Here is a 17,346-nt window from a genome sequence, read left to right on the forward strand (position 1 = left end):
GGATAGTTTTTTGCGTGATATCAATATGCTTTAACGGTATTTAAATTCTTTTTCTTATACCTTTAAAGTCGGTGCCTGCCGGACAGTTACCCGCTGTCCATGGACTGCACCACCGTCGCTTACCGAGCGGCGTCAGGATGTTTCATGACCTTCGATTACGCATTTATCCTCAGCACCCTGCCGGCGTTTCTCAAAGCCGTGGGCGTGACGCTGCAGGTCGGTTTGATCGCCATTGGCACCTCGCTGCTGGTGGCATTGCTCAATGCGACGATTCTGGTGTTCCGCACGCCTTACCTGCAAAAACTGGTCGGGCTGTATGTGGAGCTGGCGCGCAACACGCCGCTGCTGATCCAGTTGTTCTTCGTCTACTTCGCGCTGCCGGCGCTGGGGATCAAGGTTTCCGGTTTCACTGCGGCGATCATCACCATGACTTTTCTCGGCGGCGCCTACCTCACCGAAGTGCTGCGCGCCGGCGTCGATGCGGTGCCTCAGGCGCAACTGGAATCCGGTCGCTCCATCGGCTTGTCCCACGGCCAGTTGCTGCGCTACGTGATCCTGCCGCAAGCCGGAATCCTCAGCCTGCCGTCGCTGTTCGCCAACTTCATTTTCCTGCTCAAGGAGACCACCGTGGTCTCGGCCGTGGCGGTGCCGGAAATTCTCTACACCACCAAAAGCTACATCGCGCTCTACTACAAGACCTACGAAATGCTCGCCGTGCTGACGCTGATCTGCGTGCTGTTGTTCCTGCCGCTGTCGCTGCTGTTGAGCCGTCTGGAAAGGAGGCTCCAACATGGCCAGTTCGGGTCTTGAACTGCTCTGGGTGTCGTTGCCGCAGTTGGCAAAAGGCGCCGGGCAAACCCTGTCGATCTCGTTCCTGAGCATCGCCATCAGCACCGTCGGCGGCGTGCTCTACGGCGTGCTGCGCACACTCAACGTGCGATGGCTGAACGCGCTGCTGCGGATCTATCTGGAACTGTTCCGGGCGATCCCGGTGCTGGTCTGGTTGTACCTGCTGTTTTTCGGTCTGCCGATTTTCTTCGGCCTGAGCCTGCCGAGCTTCTGGTGCGCGGTGCTGGTGCTGTCGCTGTGGGGCGCCAGCGAGGTGGGCGAAGTGGCGCGCGGTGCGTTGCATTCGTTGCCGCGCGGGCAGCGTGAGGCGGGGCTGTCGATCGGCCTGAACGCGGCGCAGCTCTACGGCTACGTGCTGTTGCCCCAGGCGCTGAAGCGCATGACGCCACCGACCATCAACGTCTACACGCGGATCATCAAGACCAGTTCGCTGGCGGTGCTGATCGGTGTGGTGGATGTGATCAAGGTTGGCCAGCAGATCATCGAACGGACCTACGAATCAGTGCTGATCTACGGCGCGCTGTTCCTGTTTTTCTTTTTCATCTGCTACCCGCTGTCGGCCGCCTCGCGTGCGCTGGAGCGGCGCTGGACGCAAGCATGAGCGCATTGATCGAGTTTCAGGGCTTCAACAAATTCTTCGGCGAACAGCAGGTGCTCAAGGGCATCGACCTGCAAGTGAAATCCGGCGAAGTCATCGTCATCCTCGGCCCCAGCGGCTGCGGCAAAAGCACCCTGCTGCGTTGCCTCAATGGTCTGGAAACCGCCCACAGTGGCTCTCTGAAATTCGCCGGCCGCGAATTGCTGGACAAGGCCACCGACTGGCGCGAAGTGCGTCAGCAGATCGGCATGGTGTTCCAGAGTTATCACCTGTTTCCGCACATGAGCGTGCTCGACAATTTGCTGCTCGGCCCGCTCAAGGTGCAGAAGCGCGAACGCCGCGAAGCACAGCAGCAAGCCGAAGCGTTGCTTGAACGCGTGGGCCTGTCGGACAAGCGCGACGCCTTTCCGCGCCAGCTCTCCGGTGGCCAGCAGCAACGTATCGCCATCGTTCGCTCGTTGTGCATGAACCCGCGGGTCATGCTCTTCGACGAAGTCACCGCCGCCCTTGATCCGGAGATGGTCAAGGAAGTGCTGGAAGTGATTCAGGGCCTGGCTCGCGAAGGCATGACCCTGTTGATCGTCACCCACGAAATGGCCTTCGCCCGCGCGGTGGCCGATCGCATCGTGTTCATGGATGCCGGGCGCATCCTTGAACAGAACCCGCCCGAGCTTTTCTTTACGAACCCGCAAACCGCACGCGCGCAGCAGTTCCTGGAGAAGTTCTCCTACGTTGAAGCACTGCTTTCAACGACTTCGCCCAAAACGACTCAACCCAAGGAACTGGAACTGCCATGAAAACTGCCAAAGCCCTATTTGCTTTACCGCTGATCAGCCTCGCGCTGCTGGCCGGCTGCAACAAGACCGAAGAACCGGCCAAGCCCAAAGTCGCCAGCGAAAGCACCGCGCCGGCCGGTTACCTGGACAAGATCAAGGCCCGCGACAAACTGATCGTCGGCGTGTTCACCGACAAGCCGCCGTTCGGTTTCGTCAACGAAGCGGGGCGTTACGTCGGCTTCGATACCGACATCGGCCGTCAATTCGCCAAGGATCTGCTGGGCGACGAAAACAAGGTCGAGTTCGTGGCCGTCGAGCCGGCGAGCCGCATTCCGTTCCTGCAAAGCGACAAGGTCGACCTGATCCTCGCCAACATGACCGTGACCCCGGAGCGCAAGGAAGCGGTGGAATTCACCAATCCGAACCTCAAGGTCGCGGTGCAGGCGTTGGTGCCCCAAGGCAGCGAAGTGAAGAAACTGGATGACCTGGCGACCCGCACCACCATCGTCACCACCGGCACTACCGCCGATATCTGGCTGACCAAGAACCACCCGGACTGGAAACTGCTGAAGTTCGAGAAAAACTCCGAGTCCCTGCAAGCCCTGGCCAACGGCCGTGGCGATGCCTACGCGCAGGACAATCTGGTGCTGTTCAGCTGGGCCAAGCAGAACCCGGGCTACCGCGTGCTGGACGAAAAACTTGGCGCCGAAGCGCCGATTGCCCCGGCGGTGAAGAAGGGCAATATCGAATTGCGCGACTGGGTGAACACCGAACTGGCCAAGCTGGGCGAAGAGAAATACCTGCTCAAGCTGTATGACCAATATGTGCGCAAAGAGCTGAGTGATGACACCAAGCCAGAGAGCGTGATTGTTGAAGGCGGGAAGTGGCAGGGTTAACTCCCTGACAGATGATCGTTCCTACGCTCCGCGTGGGAATGCAGCCCGTGACGCTCCGCGTCACTGGACGCGGAGCGTCCCCAGAGGCATTCCCACGCAGAGCGTGGGAACGATCAGATACGGTGTGGGATCGAGAGTGTGAGGCTAATCAGGCCAATTCCACGCCGGCTCATCCAGAATCCTCTGCCCGACGATCCCGGTCTGGCCGAGGTTTTTTTCCAGCACGATGCAATTGCATTCCGGGTCTTCCTGCAACGCCGAAATCAAGCGCCGGGCATGGGACACCACCCACACCTGACACTGCTCCGACACGCGGATGATCAAGCGCGCCAGCGCTGGCAGCAGGTCCGGATGCAGGCTGGTTTCCGGCTCGTTCAGCACCATCAGCGATGGCGGGCGTGGCGTCAGCAGCGCGGCGACCAGCAGCAGATAGCGCAACGTGCCATCCGACAGTTCCGCCGCCGACAACGGCCGCAGCAATCCTTCCTGAAAAAACTCGATGGCAAAGCGTCCGCCCGCCAGCGGTGCGATATTCAGCCGTGCGCCGGGAAAGGCGTCGCTGATCGCCGCCTGCAACGCCTCGGGATCGCCGATCTCGCGGATGGTCTGCAACGCCGCTGCCAGATCGCGCCCGTCGTGGTGCAGCACCGACGTGCGCGTGCCCAGTTGCGGCTGGCGTACCGGGGCGTCGGCGTCGCTGCGAAAGTGATCGTAGAAGCGCCAGCGGCGGATGAACTCGCGCATCTGGAACACTTCCGGCGAGGTGCGCAGGCTGCCGACCTGATCGAACAGGCTGTCGAAGTTCGGCGTGTATTGCGCCAGAACATCCCAGCCACGACCTTCACGGGCACGGATCATCGGCCCGTCGCGATCCACCAGCAGGCTGGCCGGACGATAGAGCGGCCCGGCCCAGATGCATTCCTTTTTGATTTCCGGGTCGAGGGAAAAGAACGAGAGGCTTGGCTCCGGCAATCCCAGGGCGATCGAATAGCTGAAATCTTCCCCGGCAAAGCCCAGACGCAGGCGTTTGACACCTTGGCGCACCGTGGACTGGATCGGCACTTCACCGTTGCGCATGCGACGGCTGATGGTTTCCGGCCCGGCCCAGAAGGTCGAGTCGAGCCCACCCTCTCGGGCCAACGCATTGACCACGCCGCCCTGAGCGGTTTCCGCCAACAGCCGCAGCGCCCGGTAAAGGTTGGACTTGCCGCTGCCGTTGGGGCCGGTGATCAGGTTCAGACGGCCCAGCGGGATTACCAATTTATTGATCGAGCGGTAATTGGCCACCGCGAGGGTCTTGAGCATGAAAATCCTTCTTGAGTGCCCCGAAATCCGGGTCAGGATACTCGCTGCACAGAAATGCATATATCGCCCGGACGAAGGTTGAACCCTGTTCTAAGCTCACAGTCGTATCGTCACTTGCACGTTCGTACACAGGAAGGAGTCTGCATGGCGAGTCCCGGATTGAAAACAGCGGTCATGCTGAGTCTGTTCGCTTTGTTGAGCGCGTGCGGCGAGAAAAAGGCCCCCGCCGAATACCTGCCCCGGGTCTTCGTGCAGGAGGTCAATCCCGCCAATTACGCCGCCGCCGTGACCCTCACCGGCGATGTTCAGGCCCGCGTGCAGACCGAACTGTCGTTCCGGGTCGGCGGCAAGATCATCCAGCGCATGGTCGATGTCGGTGACCGGGTCTCGGCCAAACAAGTGCTGGCCAAGCTCGATCCGAAGGATTTGCAGACCAACGTCGATTCCGCCCAGGCCCAGGTGGTGGCCGAGCAGGCGCGGGTCAAACAGAGCGCCGCCGCGTTCGTCCGCCAGCAGAAACTGTTGCCCAAGGGCTACACCAGCCAGAGCGAATACGATTCGGCGCAGGCCGCCTTGCGCAGCAGCCAGAGTGCCTTGAGTGCGGCCCAGGCGCAGTTGGCCAATGCCAAGGATCAACTGAGCTACACCTCGCTGATTGCCGATGCGCCGGGCGTCATCACTGAGCGTCAGGCTGAAGTCGGCCAGGTGGTTCAGGCCACGGCACCGATTTTCAGCTTGGCCCGGGACGGCGACCGTGACGCCGTGTTCAATGTTTACGAATCCCTGCTGGCCGAACGGCCGGCGGAGCGTTCGATCGTCGTCAGTCTGCTCGACAACCCCGCCATCAAGACCACCGGCACCGTGCGTGAAATCACCCCGGCGGTGTCTGCGCAGTCCGGCACGGTGCAGGTCAAGGTCAGCCTCGACAGCCTGCCGCAGGGGATGCAACTGGGCTCAGTGGTGAGCGCCACGGCCAAGGGCACCGGCAAGTCGGCGGTTGAATTACCGTGGTCGGCGCTGACCAAGAACGTCAGCGATCCGGCGGTGTGGATGGTCGACGATAAAGGTGAAGCGCAGTTGCACAACGTCACCGTCAGCCGCTACCTGATCGGCAAGGTCATCATCAGCGAGGGCCTCAAGGGCGGGGAAAAAGTCATTGTTGCGGGTGGGCAGTTGCTGCATCCGGGCATGAAGGTCGAAATTGCCGAAAACACCTACAAGGATCTGCAACCGGGAGCACAGCCATGAAGCGTCTGGGGCTGTTATCCATTGGCGTGTTGCTGGCCGCCTGCTCGAAAAGCGAGCCACCGCCGGAACCGGTACGGCCGGTGTTGTCGGTCAAGGTCGAAGCCATGAGCGAGGAAAACCTCGGGCGTTTCGCCGGCAGCATTCAGGCGCGCTATGAAAGCAACACCGGTTTTCGTGTCGGCGGGCGCATTGCCAGCCGCAACGTCGACGTCGGTACCGAGGTGCAGAAGGGCACGCTGCTCGCCACCCTCGATCCGTCCGATCAGCAGAACCAGCTGCGTTCGGCCCAGGGCGACCTGGCCAAGGTACAGGCACAGCTGATCAACGCCCAGGCCAATGCCCGCCGTCAGCAAGCGCTGTTCGACCGTGGCGTCGGGGCGCAGGCGCAACTGGACATTGCCATGACGGACCTGAAAACCACCCAGGCTTCGCTGGATCAGGCGCGGGCGGCGGTCAATCAAAGCAAGGATCAACTCGATTACACCGAACTGCGCTCCGATCACAAAGCCGTGGTCACCGCGTGGAACGCCGAGGCCGGGCAAGTGGTGACGGCGGGCCAGCAAGTGGTGACCCTGGCGCAACCGGACATCAAGGAAGCGGTGATCGATCTGCCGGACACCCTGGTCGATGAGATCCCGTCCGACGTGGTGTTTCTGGTGGCCGGGCAGCTCGATCCGAGCATCAACACCACGGCGACCCTGCGCGAGATCGAACCGCAGGCACAAAGCGCCACGCGCACCCGGCGCGCACGATTGACCCTGGCCAATACGCCTGACGGCTTCCGCCTCGGCACGGCGATCAGCGTCACCCTTAGCTCGGCGATCAAGCCGCGTATCGAATTGCCGGTTACCGCGTTGCAGGAGGTCGATGGCAAACCGCGAATCTGGGTCATCGACACCCAAAGCAAGACCGTCAACCCGCGCGATGTCAGCGTGATCAGCCGCACCGACAGCAGCGTGGTGCTCGCGGGGGGCGTGAAGAACGGCGAGCGCGTGGTCAGTGCCGGCGTCAACAGTCTCAAACCCGGACAATCCGTGAAACTTGACGAGGACAGTCAATGAAAGGCTCTTTCAATCTCTCCGAATGGGCCCTCAAGCATCAGTCTTTCGTCTGGTATCTGATGTTCGTCGGATTGCTCATGGGGGTGTTCTCCTACTTCAATCTGGGGCGCGAGGAAGACCCGTCGTTCACCATCAAGACCATGGTGATCCAGACCAAATGGCCGGGCGCGACCCAGGAAGAAACCCTCAAGCAGGTCACCGACCGCATCGAGAAAAAACTCGAAGAGCTCGACTCCCTCGATTACGTGAAAAGCTACACGCGCCCCGGCGAATCGACGGTGTACGTGTATCTGCGCGACACCACCAGCGCCAAGGACATTCCGGAAATCTGGTATCAGGTGCGCAAGAAGATCGACGACATTCGCGGGCAGTTTCCGCAAGGCATTCAGGGGCCGGGATTCAACGACGAATTCGGTGACGTGTTCGGCTCGGTGTACGCCTTCACCGCCGACGGCCTGACCATGCGTCAGTTGCGCGATTACGTGGAACAGGCGCGGGCCGAGATCCGCAATGTGCCGGGGCTGGGCAAGATCGAAATGATCGGCCAGCAGGACGAAGTGATCTATCTGAACTTCTCGACCCGCAAACTCGCGGCGCTGGGCATTGATCAGCGTCAGGTGGTGCAGAGCCTGCAATCGCAGAACGCGGTGACCCCGGCCGGTGTCATCGAGGCGGGACCCGAGCGGATTTCCGTGCGGACTTCGGGGCAGTTTGCTTCGGAAAAAGACCTGGCCGAGGTCAATCTCAAACTCAACGACCGCTTCTATCGCCTGGCCGACGTGGCCGACATCACCCGTGGTTACGTCGACCCGGCCACCCCGGAATTCCGCTTCGACGGCAAGCCGGCGATCGGTCTGGCGATTGCCATGCAGAAGGGCGGCAACGTTCAGGAGTTCGGCAAGGCCCTGCATAAACGCATCGATGAGCTGACGGCGGATCTGCCGGTCGGCGTGGGCGTACACACGGTGTCCGATCAGGCGGTGGTGGTGGAGGAAGCCGTTGGCGGCTTCACCAGTGCCTTGTTCGAAGCGGTGGTGATCGTGCTGGTGGTGAGCTTCATCAGCCTTGGCGTGCGCGCCGGACTGGTGGTGGCGTGCTCGATCCCGCTGGTGCTGGCGATGGTGTTCGTGTTCATGGAATACAGCGGCATCACCATGCAGCGGATTTCCCTCGGCGCTCTGATCATTGCCCTCGGCCTTTTGGTGGACGACGCGATGATCACCGTGGAAATGATGGTCACGCGCCTGGAAATGGGCGAGAGCAAGGAGGAGGCGGCGACGTTCGCCTACACCTCGACCGCGTTCCCGATGCTCACCGGTACGCTGGTGACGGTCGCCGGTTTCGTCCCCATCGGTCTCAACGCCAGTTCTGCCGGCGAGTACACCTACACGCTGTTCGCGGTGATTGCCGTGGCGATGATCGTGTCCTGGATCGTGGCGGTGTTTTTCGCCCCGGTGATCGGCGTGCACATTCTCAGCACCAACGTGAAACCCCATGAAGCCGAACCGGGGCGCGTTGGCCGTGCATTCAATGGCGGTTTGCTGTGGTGCATGCGCAATCGCTGGTGGGCCATCGGCATCACCGTGCTGTTGTTTGTGCTGGCGGTGTTCTGCATGCGGTTTGTGCAGAATCAGTTCTTCCCGTCCTCGGATCGACCGGAAATCCTGGTCGACCTCAACCTGCCGCAAAACGCCTCGATCGACGAAACCCGCAAGGCCGTCGACAAGCTCGAGGCCACGCTCAAGGGCGACCCGGACATCGTGCGCTGGAGCACCTACATCGGCCAGGGTGCGATCCGTTTCTACCTGCCACTCGACCAGCAATTGCAGAACCCGTACTACGCGCAACTGGTGATCGTCAGCAAAGACTTCGAAGCCCGCGAGGCCCTGAGCCAGCGCCTGCGCGAACGTCTGCACAAAGACTTCGTCGGCATCGGCAGCTACGTGCAGGCGCTGGAAATGGGCCCGCCGGTGGGGCGTCCGATCCAGTACCGGATCAGCGGCAAGGACATCGATCAGGTGCGCAAGCATGCCATCGACCTGGCGACTGAACTGGACAAGAACGAGCACATCGGCGAGATCATTTACGACTGGAACGAGCCAGGCAAAGTCCTGCGAATCGACATCGCCCAAGACAAGGCGCGCCAGCTCGGGCTGTCGTCCGAAGACGTGGCGAACCTGATGAACAGCATCGTCAGTGGCGCGCCGCTGACCCAGGTCAACGACGACATCTACCTGATCAACGTAGTCGGTCGCGCGGTGAGTTCGGAACGCGGTACGCCGGAAACCCTGCAGAACCTGCAGATTGTCACGCCCAACGGCACGTCGATTCCTTTGCTGGCCTTCGCCACGGTTCGTTATGAGCTGGAGCAGCCGCTGGTGTGGCGTCGTGACCGCCTGCCGACCATCACCATCAAGGCGTCGGTGCGTGACGAGATTCAGCCGACCGATCTGGTGAAGATCCTCAAGCCGTCCATTGATGACTTCGCCGCCAAACTACCCGTGGGCTACAAGGTCGCCACCGGCGGTACGGTCGAGGAGAGTGGCAAGGCGCAGGGGCCGATTGCCAAGGTGTTGCCGCTGATGCTGTTCCTGATGGCGACCTTCCTGATGATCCAGTTGCACAGCGTGCAGAAGCTGTTCCTGGTGGCCAGTGTTGCGCCGCTGGGGCTGATCGGCGTGGTGCTGGCGCTGGTGCCGACCGGCACGCCGATGGGCTTCGTGGCGATCCTCGGGATTCTGGCGCTGATCGGCATCATCATCCGCAACTCGGTGATCCTCGTGACCCAGATCGACGAGTTCGAGCGCAAAGGCTACGCGCCGTGGGATGCGGTGGTGGAAGCCACCGAGCACCGCCGTCGCCCGATCCTGCTGACCGCCGCGGCGGCGAGCATGGGTATGATCCCGATCGCCCGGGAAGTGTTCTGGGGGCCGATGGCCTACGCGATGATCGGCGGGATCGTGATCGCGACCCTGCTGACGCTGCTGTTTCTGCCAGCGCTATACGTGGCCTGGTACAAGATTCGCGAGCCGAAGAAAGAGGCGCAGTAAGGCGAGCGCCTTGCGCTCATCGCCAGCAGGCTGGCTCCCACATTTGGAATGCATTCCCCTGTGGGAGCCAGCCTGCTGGCGATGACGTCTGAATGCATTACACCGTTTTGCGCCAGACACTCGCCAGCCAGGGCTGCTGCTCACGCGGTAGCCCCGCCGGCCGGTAGTAGTGCTCCAGCTCGACGAACCCGGCAGCGGTCAACAATCCGCGCCACGCTTCAAGATCGTGATACGAGCCATAACGCGGCCCGTTCCAGCCTTCACGGTTATCCCCACGCGGATTGGAGCTGAACAGCACGCCGCCCGGTTTCAATGTCCCGTGCAACTGCTTCAAGACCCGGGGCAACTCCTGCAACGGCACATGAAACAGCACCGCATTGGCGAAGATCCCGTCGAAGCGTTCTGCCGGCAGATCCAGCTTCAGAAAGTCCTGGCACCACACTTCACAGCCACTGTCTTCCCGCGCCATCTGCGCGAATTTTTCCGCGCCGTCGAGGCCGACGGCGACGTGTCCCATCCGGGTGAATGTCTGCAAGTCCCGACCCGGTCCGCAGCCGAAATCGAGAATGGAAAACGGCGCCTCAGCCTGGATGTGCCGCAGCAGGGCGTCGATGTTCTGGCTGACATCGTGATCGCGGGTGCCTTCACGAAAATCCTCGGCCACCGAGTTGTAATGGCCGAGGGTGGTGGCGGTGATCTGTTCGAGGTCGGTAGAGGTCTGCTTCATGGTCGTCATGGGCTGAAAGGAAGATCGGCAGACTATAAGCGCTTTCGCGGTTCAGAGGATCCAGATCCGGACAAAGCACAAAACGCCGGTTCAAGTGCAATACATATTTACCGCACCTGACCGTTCCCGATCGGTTGCAATAGCGCCCACGCGATAGACGACTAGCGCGATGTCTGCCCGATTTTTTCAGGGGGATTTACTCAACAAGGATTTTTTCATGGGCAATACTCGCAAAACCTCCACCGCGTCCTCCAGCCACTGCCTGGCAGACGCCATTGCACTGCGTAAAAGATCCGGTGCTGACTTTCCCGAGTACGAACCTGCGCACAAGAGTTTTCGGGACATGGATCAAACGGATGTGGAGGCCGTTCGCCAACCGGATATGCCAGACGCCGCAGTCATTGTTTCATCCTTGCCGACCGCCGAGGTCCTGTCGGGTCGTTTCGGGGACGGGGCGCTTGCGGACTATCGCCTGAAAGCGCCGGCCACCCTGCCTGCGCCTGATGCCCTGGGGTTGAGGGTTATCAAGGGACGCACGTTCGTCGATGTCGCCCCCGGCGAGATTGTCCAGGTTCGGCAAACCCCAGCGGGCGGTGAATATCGCGCGACCTTGATGTCCGAGTGGACGGCTTCGGGACCGGTCCTGTTCTTCGATCCGCACAGCAAGAAATGGTCGCCGGAACGGGCTCGGTCATCCGGCGACGCAGGCAATGTCATCGATATCGACATCGATGAGCTCATCCGCAATATCAGGAAAGATTCGGAAAAGCACAGTCGGGTTCACACCGGTATTGATGACGCGATCGAGCACGAGACTGCAAAGGAAGCCACGCTGATTGCACGGGGGCTGAAGCAGTTTCCACCGGAGCAGGCCGCATTGATTCGCACAGAGTTGCGAGTGGTCGAAAGCGTTTTCGCTGATGCCGTTCACGCCATTGGCTTGAAATACGACGGTGCCAGCGCGGTTTACGAAAGTTTTTTTGGCGCAGGGCACCAGGCCGTGGCGCAGCAGTTCTCTGACTCGGTGGCGCGAGGTCTTGCGCTTTCCAGGGAGTACCAAGGGACTTGGGGCGAGGAAAAATTCTTCGCAGTGGAAACTGAAAACAACAGCGCCGCCTGGATGTACAAGAAGGATTTCCATGGCCGCTTCTTCCTCAACCGCAAGTACATGCAGCAAGAGATTCTAGGCATGTCCCTGGGCCATGAAATGCTGCATACCAACCGCATCGATCGCTTCAGGACCATCGGTCCCAACGCCGCGGATTTCTTCTATCTGGGTGACAGCCAGCGTGGCTTGCTGAGTCTGGAGCCGCTGACCGTCTACGACATTCCGGAGCGCAGTGTTTCCGAAGTGATCATGCGCGGTGGATTGACAGTCGAGTACGTGAACGCTTTTACGGACGATCACGACAACCTGCTGTTCGGGATCAGTGATTATCTGGGGATCGGCGACGATCTGGATCTTCAGACGGCGGTCGGCCTGTTCAATGCAAATCCGGCGCTGCGCGCGCATTTGGCCGCGAACAACGCCGACAGCATTGTTTACGCGGCAAAAAGCATGCAGGCGCTACATCGAAGCAAAACTGAATACGCGTGGCTCGACAGCCTGATCGATGATTGATGCCGGGGAGGGCAGCGCTCATCGATTGTTCTAGCGCTTGTTCAGCCCTCGCGCCAGGCGATCGCCGCCCAGTTGAATCAGCGCCACCAGCGCCACCAGCAGCACGATCACGGTCAGCATGATCTGGCTGTCGAAGCGCTGATAGCCGTAGCGATAGGCGATGTCGCCCAGGCCACCGGCGCCAATCGCCCCGGCCATGGCCGAGGAGTTGATCATCGTCACCAGGGTGATGGTGAAACCGCCGACGATCCCCGGCAGCGCCTCGGGCAACAGCACATGCCAGACGATGTGCCAGCGCCGGCAGCCCATGGCTTGCGCAGCTTCGATCAGGCCATAGTCGACTTCACGCAGGCTCACTTCGGCGATCCGCGCAAAGAACGGCGTGGCCGCGATGGTCAACGGCACGACGGCTGCCCAGACGCCGTAGGTGGTGCCGACGATCAGCCGGGTAAACGGAATCAGCGCGACCATCAGAATCAGAAAAGGAATCGAGCGAAACAGGTTCACGAACGCACCCAACGCGCGATTGAGCACCGGCGCTTCGTAGATCCCGCCCTTGTCGCTGGTGACCAGAATCACTGCCATCGGGATACCCGCCAGCAGTGCGATCAGCGACGAAACGCCGACCATCAGAAACGTGTCGATAAAACCCTGCAGCAAGCGATCAAACCACATAACCCAGCACCTCCGTGCGTTGTGCCCACTGGCTGGCACGCTGACGCAATTCCTCGGCGTTCAGCTTTGATCCCGCCACCGCCAGCAGCAATTGCCCGAGCGCGTGGCCCTGAATCCGTTCCACGCCGCCCTGGAGCAATTTCACCCGGCCACCGAGCGCGGCGAACAGCGCGGCCAGATCCGGCTCATCCTGCTGGCTGCCGGTGAACTGCAAACGCAGCACCACGGCCGCGTCGGACGACGACGGTTGCGCCTGCAAACGGCTCTGCAATTCTTCGGGCAAGGCGTGTTGCAGCGGTGCGAGCAAGGTCTGGCTGACCTCGTGCTGCGGGTTGCCGAACACTTCCCAGACCGGGCCCTGCTCGACAATGCGGCCATGTTCCAGCACGACGACGCGGTCGCAGATTTCCCGGATCACCGCCATCTCGTGAGTGATCAGCACGATGGTCAGGCCCAGGCGTTTGTTGATCTCGCGCAGCAGGCCAAGGATCGACTGGGTGGTTTCCGGATCGAGGGCCGAAGTGGCTTCGTCACACAGCAGAATGTCCGGGTCGTGCACCAGCGCGCGGGCGATGCCGACACGCTGTTTCTGCCCACCGGAAAGCTGCGCCGGATACGCCTTGTGCTTGGCTTGCAGGCCCACCAGTTCCAGCAGTTCGCGAACCTTTTTCTCCCGTTGTTCTTTCGGGACACCGGCGACTTTCAGTGGCAGTTCGACGTTCTGCCACACCGTTTTCGCCGACATCAGGTTGAAGTGCTGGAAGATCATGCCGATCCGTCGGCGCAGGGCGACCAGGCGATCCTCGTCGTATTCGCCGATGTCCACCTGATCGATCAGCACCCGGCCCGAGGTCGGTTGTTCGAGGCGGTTGATGGTGCGGATCAGCGACGACTTGCCGGCGCCACTGCGGCCGATGATGCCGAACACTTCACCGCGCTGGATCGCCAGGTCGATGCCTTGCAGGGCGGCGACCGGGCCTTGTTTGCCGTCGTAGGTTTTGCCGAGCCCGACGAAACGCACATGGGCGCGGTTCAGCTCGGGATGCAGTTCGGTGCGCTGTGCCAGCGCGGGTGGCTCTGGAAGATCCAGTCGCCGTTGAATGGCTGCTGTCATCCTCAGCTTTCCCAACCGGCCTGGTACAGCTTGCCGTGGGCCTTATCCAGTGCGGCGCGAACGGCCGGCGAATGCTGGTAGATGTCGACGAACTTGATCAGGCGCGGGTCGGTTTTGCTCTTCGGCTGGATCACGAACTGAATCACGTATTCCTTGTGGTCGAGGCCGTCGAACAGCAGCGCGGAGCCCGCATCGAACGTCTTCGCCAGACGGATGTAGGCCGGGTAGCCCTGCACCAGATCGGCGTCATCGTAGGCGCGCACCAGTTGCACGGCTTCGACTTGCAGGATCTTGATCTTCTTTGGGTTGGCGACGATATCGTCTTCGGTGGCCTTGTAGCCGACGCCCGGTTTGAGGGTGATCAGACCGGCCTTGGCCAGCAGTTGCAGACCGCGACCGCTGTTGATCGGGTCGTTGGCGATGGCGACGCTGGCGCCCTCAGGCAGCTCGTCGAAGCTTTTGTATTTCTTCGAGTACAGGCCGACGTTGTTGATGATGCCCGGGGCGAATGGCACCAGGTCGAAGCCGGAGGCGGCCTTGGCGTTTTCCAGGAACGGGATGTGCTGGAAGTAGTTCACGTCGATGTCACCGGCGGCGAGGCTGACGTTCGGCGCGATCCAGTCGGTGAACTCCACCAGCTCGACTTTCAGGCCTTGTTTGGAGGCTTCCTCGACGGCCGCTTCCAGCGGAATCGCGAACGCGGCGGTGGTACCGATTTTCAACGGGGCATCGGCGGCGAACACCGCCGAGCTGAACAGGCCGAAGGCCAGGGCCAGTGCTTTGACTGGGTGGGACAGGAGCTTCTTGGTCATGGTGGTTTTCCAGTCAGTGAAATTAGCCTGATTCCCACGCAGAGCGTGGGAACGATCAGTGCCGGGGTTAGTGTCGGTAGTGGGCGCCGGTGTGTTGCTGCGGCAAATGCGCTTCGCCGTGAAACAGTTTTTCCCGCAGGCTGCCGGTGTCGTACGCGGTCTTGTACGAGCCGCGCCGTTGCAGTTCCGGAATCACCAGATCGATGAAATCCACATAGCTTTCCGGGGTGACGATGCGGGTCAGGTTGAAGCCGTCGAGGCCGGTTTCGGCGATCCACGATTCCAGTTCATCCGCCACTTGCTGCGGCGAGCCGACCACGGTGATGTAGCGTCCGCCGAGGGCGTGCTGGTCGAGCAATTTGCGCCGGGTCCAGTCGTTGTTCTGCAGGTTTTTGGTGGCGGACTGGATCGCGTTGCTTTTGACGTACTGGATCGGTTCGTCGATTTCGTACTGGGAAAAATCGATCCCGGTGGACGCCGAAAAATGCGCCACGCCCGCTTCGGCGCTGGCGTAGCTCAGGTATTCGGCGTGCTTGGCCCAGGCCGCGTCTTCGGTCTCGCCGACGATCACGTTCAGGCCCATGAACACCTTGATGTCCTCGGGATTGCGACCCGCTTCGACGGCGCTGGCGCGGACCTTGTCCACCTGCACCTTGGTCGACGGCTTGTTCTGGCCGCTGATGAACACGCACTCGGCATGCCGCCCGGCGAACAGCAGACCGCGATCCGAACTGCCGGCCTGGAACAGCACCGGCGTGCGCTGCGGTGACGGTTCGCACAGGTGATAACCCTCGACCTGATAGAACTCGCCCTTGTGTTCGACCTTGTGCACCTTGTCCGGCTGCGCGTAGATCCGCTGCTGTGGATCGTTGAGCACCGCGCCGTTTTCCCAGCTGCCTTCCCAGAGTTTGTAGAGCACTTCGAGGTATTCGTCGGCCTGGTCGTAACGCCGGTCGTGCTCGACCTGTTCACTCAGGCCCATGGCCTTGGCGGCGCTGTCCAGATAACCGGTGACGATGTTCCAGCCCACCCGTCCACGGCTCAGATGATCGAGGGTCGACATGCGTCGGGCGAACAGATACGGCGGCTCGTAGGTGAGGTTGGCGGTCAGGCCGAATCCGAGGTTTTTGGTCACCGCGGACATCGCCGATACCAGCAGCAGCGGATCGTTGACCGGCAGCTGGATCGACTCTTTCAGGGTGACGTCCACCGAGTTCTGATAGACGTCGTACACGCCGACGATGTCAGCGATGAACAGCCCGTCGAACAGCCCGCGCTCCAGCAGTTGCGCCAGTTCGGTCCAGTACTCGATGGTCTTGTACCGGGTCGAGGTGTCGCGGGGATGCGTCCACAACCCGTGGTTGATGTGGCCGATGCAATTCATGTTGAACGCATTGAGCAGGATCTTTTTCTTGCTCATCAGATGGTCCCCCGCAGCGGAGGGTTTTCATCGTTGAGGTAGTAATTGCCCACCGCGTGATACTTCCAGCGCACCGGGTCGTGCAGGGTGTGCACCCGGGCGTTGCGCCAGTGGCGGTCGAGGCCGTGCTCGATCAGGGTGGCCTGGCTGCCGGCGAGTTCGAACAGGGTGCTGCCGGCGGCCAGGGAGATTTCGGTGCTGATCGCCCGTGCTTCGGCGACGGCAATCGAGGCCGCTGCAACCATCTCGGCGTTGGTCTCGGCCTGGGCCGCGTCGAGGAATTCGCCGGCGCGTTCGAGCAGCGCTTCGGTGGCGTGCAGGCGAATGCTCAAGTGGCCGAAACTCTTGAGGGTCAGCGGGTCTTCGGTGGCCTTGTCGTTACCCGAATCGATCCATGGCCGGGTCTTGCTGCGCACGAAGTGCAGCGCATCTTCGTAAGCGGCGCGGGCGATGCCGGTGTCGATGGCGGCGTGAAGGATCTGCGCCAGCGGGCCGACCGGGGTCGGGCGTTCGAAGGCGCTCTGGAAAGGGATGACATCTTCGGCGGCGACGTACACATCTTCGAACACCACCGAGCCGCTGCCGGTGGTGCGCTGGCCGAAGCCGCTCCAGTCGTCGATCACGGTCAGGCCTTTGCTGTCGCGCGGGACGAAGGCCAGTTGTTGCACGCCGTTTTCATCGACTACCGACGTTGGAATGCGTTGGGCGTAAATGGCGCCGGTTGCGTAGAACTTGCGACCGTTGATGCGATAACCGCTGCCGTCGCGTTTCAGGCTGGTAACACGGTCATGGGCAGTCTTGGTGCCCAGTTCTGCCAGGGCATTGCCGAAGCGCTGGCCGGCGAGAACTTCGGCGTACAGCCGTTGTTTCTGCTCGTGGCTGCCGTTCACCCGAAGCACTTCGAGGGCATAGAAATGGTTCTGTGGAATCTGCCCCAGCGAGCCATCGGCCCGGGCGATCAGGGCGATGACTTTGGCCAGGGTCACATTGGACACGCCAGCGCCGCCGTATTCCTTGGGCACGCTGATGCCCCACAGGCCGGAGCGGGAAAACACGTCGAGTTCCGGCAGCGGCAGGCGGCGTTCGCGATCGCGCAGGTTGCTGTCGCGCTGGAAGTCTTCGGCCAGGTCGCTGGCGACGATCAGGGCTTGCTCGTCGCTGGTGATGACCGCGACGGGATGGGAAAAAGTCATG

At 61.4% G+C, this 17,346-nt stretch carries 15 protein-coding genes; 8 read left to right on the forward strand and 7 right to left on the reverse strand.

What is annotated here, in order from left to right; genetic code table 11:
* Positions 1-144: 144 nt before the first annotated feature.
* From ABTV87_RS01135 to ABTV87_RS01150, 4 genes are read left to right on the forward strand one after another with little or no spacing between them, the layout of a single operon-like run.
* A complete protein-coding gene (locus ABTV87_RS01135) occupies positions 145-810 on the forward strand; it encodes an amino acid ABC transporter permease (RefSeq protein WP_007918712.1) in 666 nt (221 codons plus the stop codon).
* Positions 791-1,450 (forward strand): amino acid ABC transporter permease, encoded by a 660-nt coding sequence (locus tag ABTV87_RS01140; RefSeq protein WP_221533588.1) that lies wholly within the window; start codon positions 791-793, stop codon positions 1,448-1,450. The genes ABTV87_RS01135 and ABTV87_RS01140 overlap by 20 nt, the downstream gene beginning before the upstream one ends.
* The gene (locus ABTV87_RS01145; protein WP_433898870.1) at positions 1,447-2,244 is read left to right on the forward strand and encodes an amino acid ABC transporter ATP-binding protein; all 798 of its coding nucleotides are present in this window, start codon (positions 1,447-1,449) and stop codon (positions 2,242-2,244) included. The genes ABTV87_RS01140 and ABTV87_RS01145 overlap by 4 nt, the downstream gene beginning before the upstream one ends.
* Positions 2,241-3,119 (forward strand): transporter substrate-binding domain-containing protein, encoded by an 879-nt coding sequence (locus ABTV87_RS01150; RefSeq protein WP_007952765.1) that lies wholly within the window; start codon positions 2,241-2,243, stop codon positions 3,117-3,119. Before ABTV87_RS01145 ends, ABTV87_RS01150 begins: the two co-directional genes overlap by 4 nt.
* Before the next feature lie 144 nt (positions 3,120-3,263).
* Here the strand turns inward: ABTV87_RS01150 and ABTV87_RS01155 are convergent, their stop codons facing one another.
* Positions 3,264-4,424: an AAA family ATPase gene (locus tag ABTV87_RS01155; RefSeq protein ID WP_433898871.1), complete on the reverse strand. Its 1,161-nt coding sequence runs from the start codon at positions 4,422-4,424 to the stop codon at positions 3,264-3,266.
* 144 nt (positions 4,425-4,568) lie between these two features.
* Here ABTV87_RS01155 and ABTV87_RS01160 point away from each other — a divergent pair, with 144 nt between their 5' ends.
* From ABTV87_RS01160 to ABTV87_RS01170, 3 genes are read left to right on the forward strand one after another with little or no spacing between them, the layout of a single operon-like run.
* Positions 4,569-5,672: an efflux RND transporter periplasmic adaptor subunit gene (locus ABTV87_RS01160; RefSeq protein ID WP_085608591.1), complete on the forward strand. Its 1,104-nt coding sequence runs from the start codon at positions 4,569-4,571 to the stop codon at positions 5,670-5,672.
* Entirely contained in the window at positions 5,669-6,733 is a 1,065-nt protein-coding gene (locus tag ABTV87_RS01165; RefSeq protein ID WP_085608592.1) for an efflux RND transporter periplasmic adaptor subunit, read from the forward strand. The genes ABTV87_RS01160 and ABTV87_RS01165 overlap by 4 nt, the downstream gene beginning before the upstream one ends.
* Positions 6,730-9,783 carry an efflux RND transporter permease subunit gene (locus ABTV87_RS01170; protein ID WP_433898872.1) on the forward strand — a complete coding sequence of 1,018 codons (3,054 nt, stop codon included), beginning with the start codon at positions 6,730-6,732 and terminating at the stop codon, positions 9,781-9,783. Before ABTV87_RS01165 ends, ABTV87_RS01170 begins: the two co-directional genes overlap by 4 nt.
* Before the next feature lie 97 nt (positions 9,784-9,880).
* Here the strand turns inward: ABTV87_RS01170 and ABTV87_RS01175 are convergent, their stop codons facing one another.
* Positions 9,881-10,510 carry a class I SAM-dependent methyltransferase gene (locus ABTV87_RS01175; protein ID WP_433898873.1) on the reverse strand — a complete coding sequence of 210 codons (630 nt, stop codon included), beginning with the start codon at positions 10,508-10,510 and terminating at the stop codon, positions 9,881-9,883.
* 217 nt (positions 10,511-10,727) lie between these two features.
* Here ABTV87_RS01175 and ABTV87_RS01180 point away from each other — a divergent pair, with 217 nt between their 5' ends.
* Positions 10,728-12,131 (forward strand): hypothetical protein, encoded by a 1,404-nt coding sequence (locus ABTV87_RS01180; RefSeq protein WP_433898874.1) that lies wholly within the window; start codon positions 10,728-10,730, stop codon positions 12,129-12,131.
* Positions 12,132-12,161: 30 nt separating this feature from the next.
* Here ABTV87_RS01180 and ABTV87_RS01185 read toward each other — a convergent pair whose 3' ends face one another.
* The 5 genes from ABTV87_RS01185 to ABTV87_RS01205 form a co-directional block, all read right to left on the reverse strand.
* Positions 12,162-12,806, reverse strand: coding sequence for a methionine ABC transporter permease (locus tag ABTV87_RS01185; protein WP_007952752.1), 645 nt, complete (start codon positions 12,804-12,806; stop codon positions 12,162-12,164).
* Entirely contained in the window at positions 12,796-13,920 is a 1,125-nt protein-coding gene (locus tag ABTV87_RS01190; protein ID WP_433898875.1) for a methionine ABC transporter ATP-binding protein, read from the reverse strand. Before ABTV87_RS01190 ends, ABTV87_RS01185 begins: the two co-directional genes overlap by 11 nt.
* 2 nt (positions 13,921-13,922) lie before the next feature.
* Positions 13,923-14,732, reverse strand: a complete 810-nt coding sequence (locus tag ABTV87_RS01195; protein ID WP_007952748.1) for a MetQ/NlpA family ABC transporter substrate-binding protein — start codon at positions 14,730-14,732, stop codon at positions 13,923-13,925.
* A 67-nt stretch (positions 14,733-14,799) separates the two neighbouring features.
* Positions 14,800-16,152, reverse strand: a complete 1,353-nt coding sequence (locus ABTV87_RS01200; RefSeq protein ID WP_085608598.1) for an LLM class flavin-dependent oxidoreductase — start codon at positions 16,150-16,152, stop codon at positions 14,800-14,802.
* On the reverse strand, positions 16,152-17,345 hold the full coding sequence (locus tag ABTV87_RS01205) for an SfnB family sulfur acquisition oxidoreductase (protein WP_433898876.1): 1,194 nt from the start codon (positions 17,343-17,345) through the stop codon (positions 16,152-16,154). Before ABTV87_RS01205 ends, ABTV87_RS01200 begins: the two co-directional genes overlap by 1 nt.
* Position 17,346: the final 1 nt, after the last annotated feature.

Origin of the sequence: Pseudomonas sp. PSE1(2024) (assembly GCF_050990555.1) — a bacterium.
GTDB classification, from domain to species: domain Bacteria; phylum Pseudomonadota; class Gammaproteobacteria; order Pseudomonadales; family Pseudomonadaceae; genus Aquipseudomonas; species Aquipseudomonas aphyarum.